General features: G+C 44.4%; 17 protein-coding genes. 4 read left to right on the top strand and 13 right to left on the bottom strand.

The features are described 5' to 3' along the window. Positions 1 to 18: 18 nt before the first annotated feature. The 5 genes from ACHUFQ_RS04200 to ACHUFQ_RS04180 form a co-directional block, all read right to left on the bottom strand. Positions 19 to 678 (bottom strand): DUF2987 domain-containing protein, encoded by a 660-nt coding sequence (locus tag ACHUFQ_RS04200; RefSeq protein ID WP_394173282.1) that lies wholly within the window; start codon positions 676 to 678, stop codon positions 19 to 21. 105 nt (positions 679 to 783) lie between these two features. Then, positions 784 to 1,605: a glucosaminidase domain-containing protein gene (locus tag ACHUFQ_RS04195; protein WP_394173280.1), complete on the bottom strand. Its 822-nt coding sequence runs from the start codon at positions 1,603 to 1,605 to the stop codon at positions 784 to 786. Between the two features lie 11 nt (positions 1,606 to 1,616). Then, positions 1,617 to 2,408 (bottom strand): hypothetical protein, encoded by a 792-nt coding sequence (locus ACHUFQ_RS04190; RefSeq protein WP_394173278.1) that lies wholly within the window; start codon positions 2,406 to 2,408, stop codon positions 1,617 to 1,619. 170 nt (positions 2,409 to 2,578) lie between these two features. Continuing rightward, positions 2,579 to 3,214: a LysE family translocator gene (locus tag ACHUFQ_RS04185; RefSeq protein WP_394173276.1), complete on the bottom strand. Its 636-nt coding sequence runs from the start codon at positions 3,212 to 3,214 to the stop codon at positions 2,579 to 2,581. 10 nt (positions 3,215 to 3,224) lie between these two features. Next, positions 3,225 to 3,779: a DUF1415 domain-containing protein gene (locus ACHUFQ_RS04180; protein WP_394173274.1), complete on the bottom strand. Its 555-nt coding sequence runs from the start codon at positions 3,777 to 3,779 to the stop codon at positions 3,225 to 3,227. A gap of 149 nt (positions 3,780 to 3,928) precedes the next feature. Here ACHUFQ_RS04180 and ACHUFQ_RS04175 point away from each other — a divergent pair, with 149 nt between their 5' ends. The 4 genes from ACHUFQ_RS04175 to ACHUFQ_RS04160 all read left to right on the top strand — a co-directional run bounded on the left by ACHUFQ_RS04175 (position 3,929) and on the right by ACHUFQ_RS04160 (position 9,166). Further along, positions 3,929 to 4,423 carry a DUF2937 family protein gene (locus tag ACHUFQ_RS04175; RefSeq protein ID WP_394173272.1) on the top strand — a complete coding sequence of 165 codons (495 nt, stop codon included), beginning with the start codon at positions 3,929 to 3,931 and terminating at the stop codon, positions 4,421 to 4,423. Positions 4,424 to 4,491: 68 nt separating this feature from the next. Continuing rightward, complete coding sequence (locus ACHUFQ_RS04170) at positions 4,492 to 6,279, top strand: FAD-dependent oxidoreductase (protein ID WP_394173270.1); 1,788 nt, start codon at positions 4,492 to 4,494, stop codon at positions 6,277 to 6,279. Next, positions 6,276 to 8,117, top strand: a complete 1,842-nt coding sequence (locus tag ACHUFQ_RS04165) for a 2-oxoacid:acceptor oxidoreductase subunit alpha (RefSeq protein ID WP_394173268.1) — start codon at positions 6,276 to 6,278, stop codon at positions 8,115 to 8,117. The genes ACHUFQ_RS04170 and ACHUFQ_RS04165 overlap by 4 nt, the downstream gene beginning before the upstream one ends. A 77-nt stretch (positions 8,118 to 8,194) precedes the next feature. Then, positions 8,195 to 9,166, top strand: a complete 972-nt coding sequence (locus ACHUFQ_RS04160; RefSeq protein WP_394173266.1) for a 2-oxoacid:ferredoxin oxidoreductase subunit beta — start codon at positions 8,195 to 8,197, stop codon at positions 9,164 to 9,166. Positions 9,167 to 9,726: 560 nt separating this feature from the next. Here the strand turns inward: ACHUFQ_RS04160 and ACHUFQ_RS04155 are convergent. From ACHUFQ_RS04155 to ACHUFQ_RS04120, 8 genes are all read right to left on the bottom strand, one after another. Then, a complete protein-coding gene (locus ACHUFQ_RS04155; RefSeq protein WP_394173264.1) occupies positions 9,727 to 10,260 on the bottom strand; it encodes a hypothetical protein in 534 nt (177 codons plus the stop codon). Positions 10,261 to 10,317: 57 nt separating this feature from the next. Continuing rightward, positions 10,318 to 10,737 carry a hypothetical protein gene (locus tag ACHUFQ_RS04150; protein WP_394173262.1) on the bottom strand — a complete coding sequence of 140 codons (420 nt, stop codon included), beginning with the start codon at positions 10,735 to 10,737 and terminating at the stop codon, positions 10,318 to 10,320. A gap of 32 nt (positions 10,738 to 10,769) precedes the next feature. Continuing rightward, positions 10,770 to 11,534 (bottom strand): tetratricopeptide repeat protein, encoded by a 765-nt coding sequence (locus tag ACHUFQ_RS04145; protein ID WP_394173260.1) that lies wholly within the window; start codon positions 11,532 to 11,534, stop codon positions 10,770 to 10,772. A gap of 309 nt (positions 11,535 to 11,843) precedes the next feature. Then, positions 11,844 to 12,137 carry an integration host factor subunit alpha gene (gene ihfA, locus ACHUFQ_RS04140; protein WP_394173258.1) on the bottom strand — a complete coding sequence of 98 codons (294 nt, stop codon included), beginning with the start codon at positions 12,135 to 12,137 and terminating at the stop codon, positions 11,844 to 11,846. A 4-nt stretch (positions 12,138 to 12,141) separates the two neighbouring features. Then, positions 12,142 to 14,526, bottom strand: coding sequence for a phenylalanine--tRNA ligase subunit beta (gene pheT, locus ACHUFQ_RS04135; protein ID WP_394173256.1), 2,385 nt, complete (start codon positions 14,524 to 14,526; stop codon positions 12,142 to 12,144). Between the two features lie 10 nt (positions 14,527 to 14,536). Continuing rightward, entirely contained in the window at positions 14,537 to 15,517 is a 981-nt protein-coding gene (gene pheS, locus ACHUFQ_RS04130) for a phenylalanine--tRNA ligase subunit alpha (protein WP_394173254.1), read from the bottom strand. Positions 15,518 to 15,780: 263 nt separating this feature from the next. Then, positions 15,781 to 16,983, bottom strand: a complete 1,203-nt coding sequence (locus ACHUFQ_RS04125; RefSeq protein WP_394173252.1) for an ABC transporter permease — start codon at positions 16,981 to 16,983, stop codon at positions 15,781 to 15,783. After that, positions 16,967 to 17,767, bottom strand: coding sequence for an ABC transporter ATP-binding protein (locus ACHUFQ_RS04120; RefSeq protein ID WP_394173250.1), 801 nt, complete (start codon positions 17,765 to 17,767; stop codon positions 16,967 to 16,969). Before ACHUFQ_RS04120 ends, ACHUFQ_RS04125 begins: the two co-directional genes overlap by 17 nt. Positions 17,768 to 17,790 lie beyond the last annotated feature (23 nt).

Below are 17,790 nucleotides of genomic sequence, written 5' to 3'. Positions count from 1 at the left end.
TTTCCTAAGAAGATTAATCTAGTCCTTTGCAACCCATGGCGATATGACAATCGGCGGCTGGCTAAACTGCAATGCCATTTCTGACGATGTTTGCCCTTCATCGATTGCCAAAGTACACTGACGTTGCTCGCAATTAAGTGCCGATTGCAACGTTTCATCGATATACGACAAGCTATTGTCGTTAGCCAATTTAAGGTTCAGTCCCTGCACATCTGGCATCATAAACCAAAGGAAACCGCCAAATTCATCCATTAGGGTTTGCATTTGTTCACGGTACGCGGATAACTCAGCAAAACTAAACGCGGTTTTACTGGCATCTTTTACTTGAATTTGCATTTGCAACGTACAGTTTTGCCCGGGATCCTGCAAATTGACGCGCAATATCGCAAAACCATCGTAAAGTTTTTTATCAAAAGGAACCATCAACCGACCATCATTGCCCGTTTCGATAGCTCTATCGGTAATGCCAGGACCAAACAATAACGCACTTTGAATCTCACAGCGTTGTCGATCGTAAGCATCGACCAGATAGAAACCCATGGTGATTTTATCCAGTTCGTTATCTTCGATGATTTCCAGGCGCTGATAAAATCCTTTGTATTCGAGATCCAGAGCCTGAGCTTTGAGACTTGTCATCGCCAGGGTAAGGAACAACACAGTTATCAGTTTTCTTATCATGTTTGCAGGGCCTGTTTATGGTGTTATGGACAGTAATTATTAGATTATAGTAAGTCTGTTTTGCGGTTATGCAACGAACAACCTGAGTCGTGAGTTCCTCAGGCGCTACGCTTTAAAGTATCTCTGGTTTTGTCGCAGCATGGTGTGAATTTCGACGATATAGTCAATACCGCGTTGCGAGTATGGCAGTAACCCCGTCGCCAATACATCTGCCTGTAATGGCTGATTATGTTCACGTAGTTGGCCACGAATCGAGCGAAATAAGTCATAGGCGTAATGACTATTGAGGTTGTGAAAGTAAAATCTTAACATTTGCTGTACGCTATCAAATGTTGCGACTTCATGCCGTGCACCATTATCACGACCTTTAGGAACCATGCCACAATTGCGCTTAAAGCACCACAAACCAAAAAAGTTCAGTCCTTGTTGCGCAAATCGCGAGCTTCCCCAGGCTGATTCATTGGCTGCCTGGACTAACACCAATTCCATCGGGATCTGATCCACACGCAATAATAATTGCGCAAATAGCTTGTTGATATCTTTGCTGGTTTTTATGTCGTACAAATCGACCATTTCAGCCAAAAATTCTTTTTGAGCTAAGGACAATTTGCCATTTTTCAGATATTGCTGTTGGCTCTTTAGAATCTGCTGGCGTAGCAACAGTAAACGTTGGTTTTCTGCAACAATCGCCGGTCGTAGAAAATCGAAGAATTGTTTCTTTCTTTCAGTAACATCAGCAATGCTGGAAAAATCCGGAATTTCAACATTATGATAACGAATAGCCTTCGGCTCTGTTGTTACTTTGCTGCTCTGTTCAGGGGTATTACTGGCATCGGAGCGTTGCGGCTGTTGTAACCAGAAATATACCGGTTGTGCCATCATATACATCACAAGCGTCGCCGCCAGTAGCAAGAATAGTTTTTTCATTGCACTAATCATCAGGCAGAAAAGAAGCTTTCGCCTGAGCCCTCGGAGTTATCATCAAGCACCTGCATTCGCACGCCAAAAATTTGGCGATACAAAATTCCCTTCACGTAATAGAAGAACGGTGCGATCCAACTTAGTCCAAGTATCGCAACCACCGCCGCAGGGATAATGCCCACACTTTGAGCCAATACAACAACGATAAATGCCAATGGCATCACTATCGCTATCACAAATAAATACACCTGGAAAATTTTAAGCCATTTAAAACGAGTCGCTTTTAAGGAAAGAATAATCGCTTGATTTGGGCTCAGATTTTTCTCAGCGACCAAAGGTCCGCTCATTGATAACGCAACGGCCAAATAGATACCTGGAACGATCAACAACATTAATCCTAGGTTGGTCGCACACATAACGATCAGGCTCGTTAACGCAATAAAGGCGCTTTTTCGTAAAAAAGAAAAAATCATTGTCGGTTTTGACTGCATGCCGATGGCATAGGAGATGCCCATCATTTCTAACCCGACGATAAGTGGTGATAACAATGTTGTCACAATCATATTCAGCCCAGAAAAGGTTTTCTGATCTTCCATTACCGCAGCAATACCGCCCAGAGGTTGCGAGAATGCCATCATCAGCACCATCGTCACAGCCATGATCATCAGTACCGCAACCATAATCGATTGCCTGTTCGCCTGAGTTAGCTTCCAGGCTTCTTTAATAATGGCAGCGACATCGATGTCATAGTCACCTGTAACGGCTTTTTCAGGGGTGCCGCCTATTTGTATATAGCGCTTTTCGTTCATTCAGCTTTATTAATTACTAATAAAATTTTTGCGATTATACAGTAACTCCTGACAAAACTCACCTAATCTCCCCCTGACAAGTTTGTAATTAAATGTAATATCGAACTTTTTTGTGTAAAGGGTGGAATCATAAATTTGATTTTAAACACATATTCTCGTCATAAAAGGTTTCAAAGCTGCCAGATTATCCGCACAGCCAGTAACATCAATACAACGCCCATGACCCGCTCAATGATATGCCGTTTTTTCTGTAGCTTTTGTTGATATTTTTCAATGGTAAACAGCCAGGACACCAAACAAAACCAAGCCGCTGTCGCCAGCATCATGTAAACACCATACGAGGCCTTAATCCATAATGGCGTGGCAATGGAGACCACCACGGAAAACAACGCCACAAAAAACAACGTTGCTTTTACATTCAGGCCGTTGATAACAAACCCTAACGCAAAGGCGCGCCATTTCGATTGCTTCGCAATATCTTCTTTAGTGTCAATATTAACCAATGCACCATCGCCTGCTTTTGCCGTTATACCGCCCCACCCGATATACGCAAGATAAAGGGCGGCGATAACGCTTAACCAACGAATATACTCTGGATTTGACGCGATAATTAAACCAATACCTAAAAGCGAGTAGGCAACGTGTAATCCAATGCCAGTCCCTACCCCTAAGCTGGTTAATATGGCGTATTGCCTACCTCGGGTAAGGCTTTGCTTTAATACGATGGCGAAATCGGGACCAGGGCTGGCCACCGCTAAAAAATGTACCAAAGCAATGGTAAAGAATTCTTGCCAATAAAAGGACATAAACAGAAGATTATTTTTTAATTGTTGGGTGCAACGATGCTAAATAGTCGATAAAAAATTGTCGACCTTTTTGTTCACACAATGCGATATTTCTTTCCGGTATTGCTTCAGGATCCGGATGGGCATCTACGGCACGAGACATCGATTCTTCTCTGAGAATATGCAGGATTGGCCAAGGTGCACGGTTGGTATAATTGCTGACATCATCTTCTGATACATCAGCAAAGCAATAGTCCGGATGAAATGTCGCAATTTGAAAAATGCCTTCCAATTTGCTCATTTTTAACCATTGTTGCGCCAAATCCAGCAGTTCCAGATAGTCATCAAAGAAAGAAAAACCATCCGCCAGGATTAATAACGTGGTTTCCACTTCCGGGTGATTCTGCAGATATTGCAACTCCTGTGCGAGCAATGTCAGGGCAAGCTCTTTATCTAATTCGTGGCCCACCTGATAACGTATGGTGTTATTAATGACTTCTTTTTTCGCAAAGGGGCAAAAATTAAGCTCAACGACAATATCGCTTACCCAGCGTTGGCATTGTTCAATGATCAGTTTTTCGTTCATAGGGAATGTGATTAGGCAGATATGGGCGCGATTATAACACTCCTGTATCGCAAACCGTAATTGAAAAAAGGCTTTCTAACAAAGTTGTTATTCCTGGCTAGGTAAAGGTAAGATGAAGTAACAAGAACAACAACAAGAGAATCATCGCCGTGTTTCGCCTTATTGCCAGTTTATCGGACAAGATCATTTTTACGGTTACGTGTTTGCTAGGAATGCAGATACCCGCATTTATTAATGCGTATAAACAGCGCCTGGCCGGACACCTTGATGAAGCTCACTTGCAACTGCAAAGTTTTCAGTCTATTGCCGACAAACATCATCACGGCGATATATCACAACTGCTTGTCGCGTATCGCAATAGCGGCGATCCCGGCGTCCATGCCAGTGCGGAATTAGTGCTCAACCTGATTGATCGAATCGCCTGGCTTACCTCGCATCTGAACAATCTCACTCAAGGCGATTATCTACAGCAGGTATATTATTTCCTGACCGGTATGGATTCGGCCATCGCCAGAGCAACCTTACATGATTTTCAGCTTGCCCTGCCCTTACAGCCGAGCGCTTTGGCAACCGGTTTAATTCTGGCTCTGTTGTCAACATTTGTGTTCAGTCAAACTCTGGGAAAATTAACACCGCAATCCTAAAATAGGAAACAACTGATTATTTTGTGTACAGTTAAGGTATCGTTACACAATAATGATCAGGGTTAACTTTGAAAAAAACCGACGTTAATCACTACCAACACTACCTAAAGGTTGTTGATTGCCAACAAGCCTGCCCCGCACACACTCCCGTGCCCGAATACATTCGTCTAATCCAGCAAAAGCGTTACAGCGATGCCTACATGTTAAATTGGCAATCAAACGTATTCCCCGGGATTCTTGGTCGGGTATGTGACAGGCCTTGTGAGCCAGCATGCCGTCGTACCCGGGTAGAAGATAAAGCCGTTGCTATTTGTCGCTTAAAGCGCGTAACGGCCGATTACAAAGACGATATCACCGACAGACTGCCTGAAGTGCCCAAACAACATAACGGTAAACGCATTGCCTTAGTTGGCGCCGGCCCAGCATCATTAACCGTTGCTCGGGACTTGCTGCCGTTAGGGTATCAAATCGATATGTTTGAGCGTGACGGTAAAGCCGGCGGCATGATGCGAACGCAAATTCCCCAGTTCCGTCTTCCCCATGACGTATTAGACGAAGAGCTAAACTACATTCTTGATATGGGCGTAAATGGCTTTTTCAATCACCCCATAGAAAGTCTCGATAGCTTACTAAGTAAAAACTATGACGCGGTGTTTATCGGTACCGGTGCCCCAAAAGGTCGCCATTTAGGGTTACCCGGTTATGATGACTGTAAAGACAATATCCAACTCGGTATAGACTGGTTATCCGGTGTCAGTTTTGAACATATTGATGAAGCGCCAAAACGTGTTGTGGTTTTAGGTGGTGGTAATACCGCCATGGATTGTTGCCGGACAGCAAAGCGCCTCGGAGCGACTGAAGTAAAAGTATTGGTTCGCTCAAGCTTTGAAGCGATGAAGGCATCGCCCTGGGAAAAAGAAGATGCGATAGCAGAAAACATTGCCATTATGCCGGATCATAGCCCCCTGGAATATAAGAAAAACGACGATGGCTCGATTCAAGTATCGTTTGAAAAAGTGATTTCCAGTTACGATAAATCCAATAATCGAACCTTAACCCCTACCGGAGAAATCATCGGCGTAGATTGCGATTTAGTGCTTGTTGCTATCGGCCAGGATACCAGCTTCCCCTGGATTGAGCGGGATATTGGCTTGCAGTTTAACGACTGGGCGCAGCCGGTACTTAACAAACTAACCTTGCAATCGTCCCTGCCTCAGGTGTTCTTCGGTGGCGATTCAGCATACGGCCCGGAAAACATCATTACCGCCGTGGCCCATGGCCATAAAGCCGCCATTTCTATCGATTTATTCTGTCAGGGTAAAAATCCGGCGAACCGGCCAGACAGTGATTTTAATCTGGTAAGTCAGAAAATGGGCATGCATGAATGGCGTTACGATAATCAAATTGAGCATCATCAACGGCGCGATGTCCCTCATATTGATTGGCAACAGGCCAGTCATGAATTAGCGACAGAGGTCGAACTGGGCTTTGATGAACAATTAGCGCTGAAAGAGGCACAACGTTGCTTAAACTGCGACATTCAAACGGTATTTACCGAGACAAAATGCATTGAATGCTCCGCATGCGAAGACATCTGTCCCTTAGATTGTATTAATTTCATCGACGACATCCAGCAATCAGGGCCTACCGAAACCTTACTCGCTGGCAAGCTCAGGGTCGAAAAGGCGCATTCGGATCAGGATTATTTTATCTCTGACACCCTTAATACCGGCCGTATCATGGTAAAAGATGAAGACGTCTGTGTTCATTGTGGTTTGTGTGCAGAACGTTGCCCAACAGGTGCCTGGGATATGCAAAAGCTGATCTTAAGTAACATTGAGGCAACCATCAAATGACAACAAACACCACCGATAAAACCAATAATTTTGTCATTCGTTTTGCCAATACTAACGGTACCGGTTCTGCAAGTGCCAACCACATGTTTGCCAAAGCTATTATGCGCATGGGCATTCCGGTTAGCGCGAAAAATATTTTTCCTTCCAATATTCAGGGATCGCCTACCTGGTATGAAGTCAGAATTAGTGAGCAAGGATATTTAAGCAGACGTGGTGGTGGTGCCGACATTATGGTGGCGATGAATGCGCAAAGTTTTGAGCAGGATTTGCAGGATGTGCGCCCTGATGGATATTTGCTTTATGATAGTACTCGCCCACACGAACTCACGTCTTTACCGGATTCAATAACCACTCTAGGCATTCCGATCGCCGAAATTTGTCTGAAAGAATATCAGGATCCAAGGCTTAGACAACTGTTTAAAAATGTCATTTATGTCGGTGCACTTGCGGCCCTTCTAGACATTGAGTTTGATGTACTAAAAACCCTGGTGAGCGACCAGTTTAAAGGTAAAGAAAAGCTGATCACGCCGAATATCTTTGCTCTGGAGTTGGGCTACCAATATGCCCATACTCACTTTAACTGTCCCTTAGAAACCCGAGTCGAACGCCGAGATTTAATTGGCGACCAAATCCTGGTCGATGGCAATACTGGCTGTGCACTTGGCGCTGTTTATGCCGGAGCAACGGTTGTCGGTTGGTACCCAATTACGCCCTCAACATCGGTGATTGAGAAATTTTCGAATTATTGTGAACGTCTGAGCATCGATCCGGCTACCGGTAAAAAAAATTATGCCATTGTCCAGGCTGAAGATGAACTGGCGGCCATTGGAATTGCGCTTGGCGCTGGCTGGAATGGTGCCAGAAGCTTTACCGCCACCAGCGGGCCTGGCGTATCATTGATGTCCGAGTTTCTTGGCCTGTCGTACTTTGCCGAAATTCCGGTGGTGTTAATGAACATTCAACGTGCTGGCCCTTCGACGGGTATGCCAACCCGGACACAACAATCGGATATTCTGGCCTGTGCATATGCTTCCCATGGCGATACCAAGCACGTGTTGCTGTTTCCTAAGTGCCCTACCGATTGCTTTGAGCTTACCACCATCGCTTTTGACTTAGCAGACCGTTTGCAAACGGCGGTAATTTTAATGAGCGATCTCGATTTAGGCATGAACGATCATCTGTGTCAGCCGTTTCAATGGGATGATGAGCGCCAATACGATTTAGGTAAGGTACTCAATGAGGAGCAACTCGAAGCGTTAAGCCATTATGGGCGTTATCAAGATGTGGATGATGACGGTATATGCCCGAGAACGCTGGCAGGAACTCACCCGAATAAAGGCGCTTTCTTTACCCGAGGCACATCACGTAACCGCAATGCGGTTTACAGCGAACGCTCGGAAGATTATGTCGATAATATGCAGCGGCTGGAGAAGAAATTTAAAACCGCGGCGTCTTTGGTGCCTGAGGCGCAAATTAATCAACAAAGCCAGGTTGCTGATGTATCACTGATTTACTTTGGCACCAGTGCTCAGGTGATTGATGAAGTCATCGATAAATTCCAACAGCAGGACTTGATGGTAGATACCATGCGTATTCGTGCATTCCCGTTTGGACCGGAAGTGGCGGAGTTTATTCGCAAACGCAAAAGCTGTTATGTGATAGAGCAAAACCGCGATGCGCAAATGCGAACCTTGCTAATCAATGAACTGGATGCCTCGCCCCACTCTCTGGTATCGGTATTAAATTTTGATGGTTTATCCCTTACCGCCGATGCTGTGATCGACAATATTAATAATGCACGGAAAATAGCACCTATTCGTCAAAGGGGGCGCAGATAAGTTACGCGAAATCAACATTCCGCCATCAAAACCTCAAGGTTAACGAGATTGGTTTAACCTATCGGGATTACGAAGGTGTGGTATCGACACTTTGTGCAGGCTGTGGCCACGACTCTATATCGGCTGCCATTGTCCATGCCTGTGCAGAGCTTTCCCTGCCGCCACATAAAATTGCTAAGATGTCGGGCATCGGCTGCTCGTCTAAAGCCCCTAATTACTTTCTCGGCCGCTCACACGGCTTTAACTCGGTGCATGGCCGCATGCCATCGGTAACGACCGGTGCAAACCTTGCCAATAAAGACTTAACCTATCTGGCGATGTCTGGCGATGGTGATACGGCCTCTATCGGCTTAGGCCAATTTGCCCATGTCATTCGCCGCCGGCTTGATATGGTGTATATGGTTGCTAACAATGGTGTTTATGGTTTAACCAAAGGCCAGCTTGCAGCCACATCCGATAAAGGCGCCCGCAATAAAGCTGGCGAAATTAGCCCATTCAATGAAATTGATTTGTGTGTAATGGCATTGCAGTTAGGCGCCAGTTTTGTGGCGCGCTGCTTTTCTGGCGATCGCAAACAGCTGGTTTCGATATTAAAAGCCGCAATTTCCCACCAGGGCTTTGCCTTTATCGATATCATCTCGCCATGTGTTACCTTTAATAATCAGGCGAATTCCAAGCGTTCTTATGATTATGTGCAGCAACATGTGAGTACCGCCGCTATCAGCGATTTCGTGCCCGTTAAAGACGAGATAAGCTGCGATCTACCTGCTGGTAACTATCACGATATCTGCCTGCACGATGGTTCGCTAATTCGCCTGTACAAGGTGGCTAATGATTATCGCAGTGACGATAAGCTGCACGCAGTGAATATGATTGAAGAGCACAAAGCCAAGAATCAGATCTTAACCGGCCTGTTTTATGTGAACCCGGCCATCGATACCTACCATGAAGTAAATCAAACCTCAGATACACCATTGAACGAACTTCGAGAAGACGCACTCTGTCCAGGGCAACGAGTGTTGAATAGTATTAATGGCAGTTTTAGGTAACTCCAGAAGCGCTGTTGATGAAGAGGTAAGCTGCGCTGGCGGAAGGTGGGAGGTGGAAGAAAAAACTACCACCCTCGTCATACCGTGATGCTGCACGGTATCTACTCCCGTTGCTTCTCCTTAAGCCTTCGATAAACCAACCAAAGCAAGGCAAAAGCGAGAACTATCAATATAAAGCTTATGCTTACTATTTCTAGTTGATATTGAAAAGGAGAAGCAAAGCCATTAAATCGAGTTTGTGCAAAAGAGCACGCACTAGTACCTAGGGCATTTTGAGTAAATGTACCACCGCATAAGGTCATGGTAAGCGAACTAACAATGGCTAAAGCAACTAGGACAATTACTCCGACAATTTTTTCTACTTTACGCGTGATAACAATACCCTGCTTAACCCTACTCTTTCATCTTTCCAGGCTACTTAGTTGGCGAATATAGTTTTCTATTAGGCGGGACCCCAAAGTCTGAGGTTAGCTCACTACAACCCAGGTTTACTACCTACCACACTATGTTTGTATTAAATTAATAAATTCAAGGGATCAAAGTCATTGATAAACGCTTAATTAAAAGCAAAGTAACTTCGAAAAATTGTAAAGCAATTTATCATCGGCAGTTTCATGACCCCTAGAAATAAATTGGGCAGTCCAATTGGGCACTTGTTTTGCTTCAATTCCTAATTTTTGTAATTTTTCGAAAACGTCTTCTGCGGTTAAAGATTCTAGTCCCGACAAAGCTGCTTCTAATTTATCCGTACTATTTGTTTCCGGAATTTGCACTCGTGCATTTAAAACAGCATCAATACTTTTTGGCTTGTAGGCGTTAAATTTCGCTATCAATTCGGGGTTATCGTCGATAAAAATACTCAGCTTTCGCGTTTGAGCAACATCCAAATGAGAGACCAAGGAAGAATCGCAACATTCTGTCGTAAATGAACGATTGAATGAGTCATTCACGAAACGGCAACAAAATACTATTGTTCTTTTTTCATCGCACATCGAGGCAAAATTAAAGTCGCTTAATTCTAAAATTCTGTGTATTTTCCATATGCCAGAACCGTAACTTCGAACCCAATCCCCTACCTGTAAATTGCTATTCATTTTTTAGACTCACTGTCTTTTGGTTCTAACATCACTAATTGACTCAAACATAAAGAATTAGTTTGGCCTGCGCTTATTGCCAGAAAACATTTTGCTCACAAGATAGATCAATGTTGGGGTGAGCAAGAAAATTAATAAGTCTTTAATGTGGACTATCGACTGGTATTGATTCACCGCAGAGGACGTTTCAAAAGGCAACGTAGTTAGTACTAGTGGTAACGCGATTAGCAGGCAAATCAGAACCTTAAAGCGAGAAAAGAACTTGTTGATTACCCAAACCGCAATAGCTGCCGAGACAAAAAAGCTTAGATTATGAGGTATTCCTAACAGCAGTAAATATACGAGGCTTTCTGTGTCCTGCACTTTCGATAACACGGGTAAAAATAAATCCGTTAACAACGGCAAAAGCAAATATGCCAATACCGGGTAGACAATTGATAACCCAACAATTAAAGCTCCTGTTGCAAACCTTTGCATTTCAACCCTTTTTAAATAATTCCGAATTCTAGTTATTTCAGACATTCTGCCATTTTTTGGCACAGCCTGTCATATTCTTGTTGAGCAGAGGCGACGCCTTGCTTTTTCGCTTCCCCGAACCAATACAAGGCAGCCTTAACATCCGTATCTACGGATTCACCATCACGATACATTTGAGCGAGACTCACTTGCGCATAAGGGTGACCCTGTTTAGCTGCCTGTTCAAACAAACGAAACGCTTCATCGAGATTCTTTTCATAGCCCATGTTGCCCTGATAATAAGAAATAGCTAATTGATTAGCCTCTTCGCCTTTTCTAATTTTCCGCTTTTTTTGAACGGGTTGTGGTGACTTATCGATAACGATACCACCATACAGATGCATATTATCGCTGGAGCGGCCAACGTCACTGATCAAACCTTGCTGCCAGCTTCTTAACAAATCCGCCTTAGCTAAGCGGGCTAATTCTTGCGAGAAAAACTTATGGGTGAGTAATTTATCCGAGCGAATACCTTTGATCGCATCTGACGCTTTCATATACACAAAATTGCTGACTTTAACGGTAACGTGCGCTTCTTCTACGCTAGCAATTTGTGCAATCACATACTTTTCACGAAATTTGCAATATCGGTTTACGATATCTTTTTCCAACACATAAACATCATGAATCTTAGGTGACTCTAGAAGTTCAAGCGTATGCTGATTTTGCGACATTTTATACGTAACGGTGAATCCCGCTAACAAGAAAATTATTGTGGTAAGTGCAATAACTTTAAAACGTATTGATAGTGAGCCCATAAAACCATCCTTTTTTATTGCGTTTATACCCTTAAACATTCGGCTGAGCAGTAACATGCCGATGAACCGATGAACCGATGAACCGATGAACATCAGATATCTACTAAATCCATCGTAATCAAATTCGCTAACTTGTCAATCAAAATTGATTATAACTATTTGTAAATTATATGGATTTCAAACCTTCGAGAGTTTTTATGGAACTCACGGCTGTTCGCATTCGGTTGCTTTAATACGGGTTGAGCGGCTTCAACAAAAGAAAATAAAAAAGGCGCCAACAGGCGCCTTTTTTCATACTAATCAGCAAAATTAATCTTTATTCGCTTCTTCTACACGAGCTTTTAGCTTTTGTCCTGGACGGAATGTAACTACCTTACGTGCGGAGATTGGAATATCTTCACCTGTTTTTGGGTTTCGACCCGGGCGCTCGTTTTTCACTCGCAAATCAAAATTACCAAAACCGGACAGTTTTACTTGCTCGCCCTTTTCCAGACAGGTTCGGATCTCTTCAAAGAATTCCTCCACCATCATTTTTGCGTCGCGTTTGCTTAATCCGAGTTTTTCGTACAAGTGTTCAGATACTTCTGCTTTAGTTAGCGCCATACTCTTAGTCTCTCAATGATGCATCAAGTTCAGTGGTCAGGGCTTGCACAACGGTTTGCACAACATGATTGATGTCTTTCTCTTCCAGAGTACGTTCCTTGTCTTGCAAGGTTAATGCGATAGCCAGACTTTTATAACCTGGCTCAATTCCTTTACCCTGATATACATCAAACAATTCTAGGTCAACTAGGTGATTTGTGCCAACCTTTTCAATGAGTTGTAATACAGAATTTGCGCTAACCTGATCTTTGACAATGACGGCAATATCGCGTCGGTTTGCAGGAAATTTGGAAATGTCCTGTGCTTGTGGGATTGTCTGAGTCAAAATTTCGCTCTGACGCAGTTCAAATACCACCGTGCGGCCATTCAAACCTAGCTTACGCTCTAGCTCAGGATGAACCGTACCAACATAACCGACTAACGCATCCCCGCGATAAATCGCAGCCGTTTGCCCAGGGTGCAAAGCACTGTGTTCTGCGGCCTTAAATTCATAAGCCTGAGTATTGCCAGTCAGAGCCAACAACGCTTCAACGTCACCTTTGGCATCAAAAAAATCAACGCCAGCTTTTTCAAGTTGCCAGTGTTCGCCGCTGCGAAGACCCGTGATAACACCAGCAAACATTGCTTCCTGGCGCACACCATTTTCCGCTTGTGGGTCCGGAATAAAACTCAAACCACTTTCAAACAAACGTACCCGGCTTTGTTGACGGTTTTGATTATAAACAACTGACTGCAATAATCCCGGCCATAAACTTACCCGCATTACCGACATTTCCGAAGAAATTGGATGCGGAAGCGTTAACACGTCCTGTTCAGGGAACAGCTGTTCCTGGATTTTCGGGTCAACAAAACTGTATGTAATCGCTTCCTGGTAGCCTCGATTTACCAGAACATCTTTAAACTTGCCGATCGTAAGCGTCGCTTCCTGATGCTGACGCATGGTCAACTTAGCTTTTGGTGCAACATTTGGAATATTGTTGTAGCCGTATACGCGAGCCACTTCTTCGGTTAAGTCTTCTTCAATGCTGATATCAAAACGATACGGCGGAACTTCAACCGACCATTGGTCATCCTTAAAGGCAACGGTGAAACCTAAACGGGTCAAAATTTCAGTGACCTGTTCGGTTTCAATGTGAATACCGATACGGCTGTCTAATTTTGAGCGACGTAACGTGACCTGATTGGCTTTTGGCAAATGCGCTTCAGATTTTGCTTCAACGATAGGGCCTGCCTGACCACCAACAATTTCAAGCAATAATGCGGTTGCTCGTTCCATCGCTGCAAACTGCAGCTCAGGATCAACACCACGCTCATAACGATGGGATGCATCGGTATGTAATCCGTACTGACGGGCCTTACCTAAAATCGCTAACGGTGCAAAAAATGCACTTTCTAACAAGATATCCTGAGTGTTCGCCGACACACCAGAATCTTCACCACCGAAAATACCCGCCATCGCGAGTGGTTTACTGTGGTCGCTAATTACCAAGGTTTGCTCGTTAAGTTTGACTTCCTGACCGTCTAACAACGTTAAAGGCTCATTGGCTGTTGCGAAACGAACATTAATACCGCCATCGATTTTCGCCAAATCAAACGCGTGCATTGGATGACCCAACTCAAGTAGTACGTAGTTAGTCACATCAACCACAGGATCGATAGCACGAACGCCACAACGGCGCAGTTTCTCTACCATCCACAACGGTGTGGTGGCATTAACATTGATGCCTTTGATCACACGGCCTAAGTAACGTGGACACGCTTCACCGGCAGTAATCTCAATCGGTAATACATCATCAATGCCAGGTGCGATGGCATCGCAACTCACTTCATTAACCGACAGGTTGTTTAATACACCAACTTCACGGGCAAGGCCGCGAATGCCCAGACAATCGCCACGGTTTGAAGTTAGATCAACATCAATGGTGACATCATCAAGTTTTAAGTATTCACGAATATTTACACCGACAGGTGCATCGGCTGCCAGCTCGATAATGCCATCGGCACTTTCTGCCATACCCAGCTCTGATTCAGAACACAGCATACCGTGCGAGGGTTGACCGCGAAGCTTGGCCTTTTTGATTTTAAAGTTGCCCGGCAATACCGCGCCCACTTTCGCAACCGCAACTTTAAGTCCTAAGCGACAGTTTTTGGCACCACATACGATATCAACGACCTCGTCACCAACGTTTACTTTGGTAACCTGTAGTTTATCGGCATCTGGGTGCTGACCACACTCAATCACTTCACCAACAACCACATTGGTAAATTCACCTGCAACCGCATCAACGCCGTCCACTTCAAGTCCGGCCATGGTAATTTGATGGGTCAGTTCATCGGAAGTATTGGCCGGATTCACCCACTCTCTTAACCAGGATTCACTAAATTTCATTATCGGCTTCCTACTTAAACTGCTTCAAGAAACGAAGATCATTTTCAAAAAATGCACGCAGATCATTAACGCCATAACGCAACATGGTTAAACGCTCTACTCCCATACCGAAGGCAAAGCCGGTGTAGACTTCTGGATCAATGCCGACGCTGCGCAGCACATTAGGATGTACCATGCCACAGCCCAGTACCTCTAACCATTTGCCGTTCTTTCCTTTAACGTCGACTTCCGCAGAAGGTTCTGTGAATGGGAAGTAAGACGGGCGGAAGCGGATTTCCAAATCTTCTTCAAAAAAGTTATGAAGAAAATCGTGCAAAATGCCTTTTAAGTGGGTAAAGCTTACGTCTTTATCGACCATCAAGCCTTCCACCTGATGGAACATCGGCGTATGAGTTTGATCGTAATCGTTACGATATACACGACCTGGAGAAATGATGCGTAACGGCGGCTTTTCTACTTCCATAGTACGAATTTGTACGCCTGAGGTTTGCGTGCGCAAAACCAATTTCGGGTTGAAGTAGAAGGTATCATGATCGGCACGTGCCGGATGATGGTCCGGAATATTCAAGGCATCAAAATTATGGAAATCATCTTCAACTTCAGGGCCCGATTTAACCGCAAAGCCCAGCTCAGTGAAAAACGTTTCAATACGCTCAATCGTTCTGCTCACCGGGTGTAAACCGCCGGCTTCACTGGTGCGACCCGGTAAGGTAACATCAATGGCCTCTGCCGCCAGCTTTTGTTTTATTTGTTCGGCGCGCAATAGCTCACCGCGTTGATGGATCAAGGCCTGTACTTGTTGTTTAGCCTGATTGATAAGTTGTCCGGCTTTTGGGCGCTCTTCTGCACTCAACTTACCGAGAGATTTTAATTGCTCGGTCAACTTACCTTTTTTGCCCAGAAATTCCACCCGAACCTGATCCAGGCCGGCAACATCTGTGGCACTCGCAACGGCTTCTTCAGCCTGCGAGATTATCTCTTCTAAATTCATATATTCCTCGGGCGATACTTCGCGAATGAATATGGTTTACCTAAGCACCAGCAACAAATCTGCCCAGTGCACACTGGTGGCTATTTTCAAAACCGATAATTTTACACGAAAAAATGCACTAACATAGTGAAAAGTGCAGAATTTCGGGTTTTTTTTATGTCTGGCTAGCAAGAATGGGAATAAGTGGCAAAGTCGCGGTTATTGGTATGGACTAGGACAGGTTAATCCTGTCCCAAAATGCGTGTTGTATCCATCATCAATGATTAGCGGAATAATACCGATTCACGATTGAACCAATAGACGCAAAAGACAATGGATACAAAGGCAAAAAATCCGGTCGACAGGAATATCGGCACTAGATAGCCATAGTCTATGGTGCCTTTAAGCAGTTCCTTAATTGCCAAAGCAACATTCGAAATTGGCACTAACGCCCAGGTGAAATTGAGTTTTATCCCCGGCAGCATCGGCGCAATAATCGGAAATATCACCAAAATGGTTAACGGTCCCATATAATTTTGTGCTTCTTTGTAAGAACTTGCATAAATTGAAATCGCCAGCAAAATTGCCGAAAAGATAGCCGAAACCGGCACCAATAATAACACCATCAACACATAGTCAAACCAGCTAACCGACGAAAGAATGCTCGAAACCTGAGAGACATCAAATAAGCTACCGATAATAAATGACCAGAATACCATCGAAAATATGGTGATCAGTGCGGTCATCATGGCCGTTGCTGTAATGGTCAGAAATTTTCCGATAACAATGGCAAAGCGTGAAACCGGCGTCAGTAACAAGGTTTCGATGGTGCCCCGCTCTTTTTCACCCGCGCCTAAATCAATCGCGGGATACATGGCACCGGTTAAGCAAAGTGGGATCAAGATATACGGGATAAACCCGCCAAGGGTCTCACCAAAGCTTTCCCGTTCATCGGCGGTATCATGCTGTTCAAAAATAACCGGATCTTTAAAGGCCAACAATTCACTGGCGCTAAAACCTTTTTCGGCGAGCATTTTATCCTGGATCACCGTTGTAAATTCTTCAAAGGCCTCTTTCACTTTGATGCCAATGCCGGAGATCACATTGGCACCATTATAATACACCTGCCAGGGGCTGGATTCGCCGGCGGCCAAATGCTTTTCAAAATCCGGATTCAAGACAATGACGAGATCGGCTTTATCATTCTTGATCGCCTCAATGTATTCGTCTTCCGAGGTCAGCTCCAAGTCGACTTTTTCAAAATCGCTGTGGTAGAACATGGTATTGGCGAAGCGCTCTGAGGCATCGGGGTTGACGAGCACATAGCGCACCATTTTCTGATGTTCTTTTAATGCAGCGCTGGAACCTAAAAAGCCAATTAGTCCAAATAAAACCGGAAACACCACCATCGGCAAGGCAATAATAAAAAATAAGGTTTTGGTGTCTCTTAACAGCTCTATCAGCTCTTTATTAAATACTTGCCACATACGCTTTCTCCAGGTTTAACACATGCATAAATGAACGTCGTAAATCTCTGTCTGAACTCAGCTGTCTGAACGCTTCAAGGGAACCAGAAAACGCACTTTTTCCCTGGTCAATAACCGTTACTCGGTCCGCCAGCATCGCCACTTCATCTAAGTGATGGGTTGAAAAAATAACCGCCGTGCCCTGCTCTTTCATCAACTCAATAAACTCAAGAATGATTTCGGTGGCCATAATATCCAACCCTGTAGTGGGCTCATCGAGCACCAAAACGTCTGGTTTGTGGACCACCGCACGGGCAATGGATACTTTTTGCTGCATTCCGGTAGAAAGGTGCTCGACCCGTCGGTCAAGATATTGAACGATGCCAAGGTTTTGATAGATGGTCTGAGCTTCGGTTGCTAAGTATTCATCATTGACACCATGTAAGCGCGCAAAAAATTCGATATTTTCACGCGCGGTTAACCGTCCATACAGGCCGGTTTTGCCGGAGAGAAAACCGATTTTCTGTTTCGCAAGCAAGGGAGATTTGACCACATCGACTTCATTGATTCGCACGGCACCACTATCAGGTTTCAAGGCCGAAGATAGAATTCTCAGGGTGGTTGTTTTACCAGCGCCATTTGGTCCCAACAGCCCAAGAACTTCACCGCGTTCACAATGAAAGCTCACTCCGGTTAACGCATTGAACACACCATCATGTTGGCGTGGATCAATTTTATGACTGCGATCTTTTTTACTGCGGGTATTGAGGGTGAACGTCTTAGTAAGATTCTCTACGGAAATCATAATATTCCTTTGAATGCACTGAG

This window comes from Thalassotalea litorea (assembly GCF_043642205.1).
Classification (GTDB): Bacteria; Pseudomonadota; Gammaproteobacteria; order Enterobacterales; family Alteromonadaceae; genus Thalassotalea_A; species Thalassotalea_A litorea.
The sequence above is the reverse complement of the archived record's forward strand: the minus strand, read 5'-3'. Positions and strand labels throughout refer to the sequence as shown.

Excerpts from the sequence above, each read along its gene's own strand:
- ACHUFQ_RS04200 (WP_394173282.1), bottom strand. The coding sequence starts at position 678 with ATGATAAGAAAACTGATAACTGTGTTGTTCCTTACCCTGGCGATGACA.
- ACHUFQ_RS04195 (WP_394173280.1), bottom strand. The coding sequence starts at position 1,605 with ATGAAAAAACTATTCTTGCTACTGGCGGCGACGCTTGTGATGTATATG.
- ACHUFQ_RS04190 (WP_394173278.1), bottom strand. The coding sequence starts at position 2,408 with ATGAACGAAAAGCGCTATATACAAATAGGCGGCACCCCTGAAAAAGCC.
- ACHUFQ_RS04185 (WP_394173276.1), bottom strand. The coding sequence starts at position 3,214 with ATGTCCTTTTATTGGCAAGAATTCTTTACCATTGCTTTGGTACATTTT.
- ACHUFQ_RS04180 (WP_394173274.1), bottom strand. The coding sequence starts at position 3,779 with ATGAACGAAAAACTGATCATTGAACAATGCCAACGCTGGGTAAGCGAT.
- ACHUFQ_RS04165 (WP_394173268.1), top strand. The coding sequence starts at position 6,276 with ATGACAACAAACACCACCGATAAAACCAATAATTTTGTCATTCGTTTT.
- ACHUFQ_RS04155 (WP_394173264.1), bottom strand. The coding sequence starts at position 10,260 with ATGAATAGCAATTTACAGGTAGGGGATTGGGTTCGAAGTTACGGTTCT.
- ACHUFQ_RS04150 (WP_394173262.1), bottom strand. The coding sequence starts at position 10,737 with ATGCAAAGGTTTGCAACAGGAGCTTTAATTGTTGGGTTATCAATTGTC.
- ACHUFQ_RS04145 (WP_394173260.1), bottom strand. The coding sequence starts at position 11,534 with ATGGGCTCACTATCAATACGTTTTAAAGTTATTGCACTTACCACAATA.
- ihfA (WP_394173258.1), bottom strand. The coding sequence starts at position 12,137 with ATGGCGCTAACTAAAGCAGAAGTATCTGAACACTTGTACGAAAAACTC.
- pheT (WP_394173256.1), bottom strand. The coding sequence starts at position 14,526 with ATGAAATTTAGTGAATCCTGGTTAAGAGAGTGGGTGAATCCGGCCAAT.
- pheS (WP_394173254.1), bottom strand. The coding sequence starts at position 15,517 with ATGAATTTAGAAGAGATAATCTCGCAGGCTGAAGAAGCCGTTGCGAGT.
- ACHUFQ_RS04125 (WP_394173252.1), bottom strand. The coding sequence starts at position 16,983 with ATGTGGCAAGTATTTAATAAAGAGCTGATAGAGCTGTTAAGAGACACC.
- ACHUFQ_RS04120 (WP_394173250.1), bottom strand. The coding sequence starts at position 17,767 with ATGATTTCCGTAGAGAATCTTACTAAGACGTTCACCCTCAATACCCGC.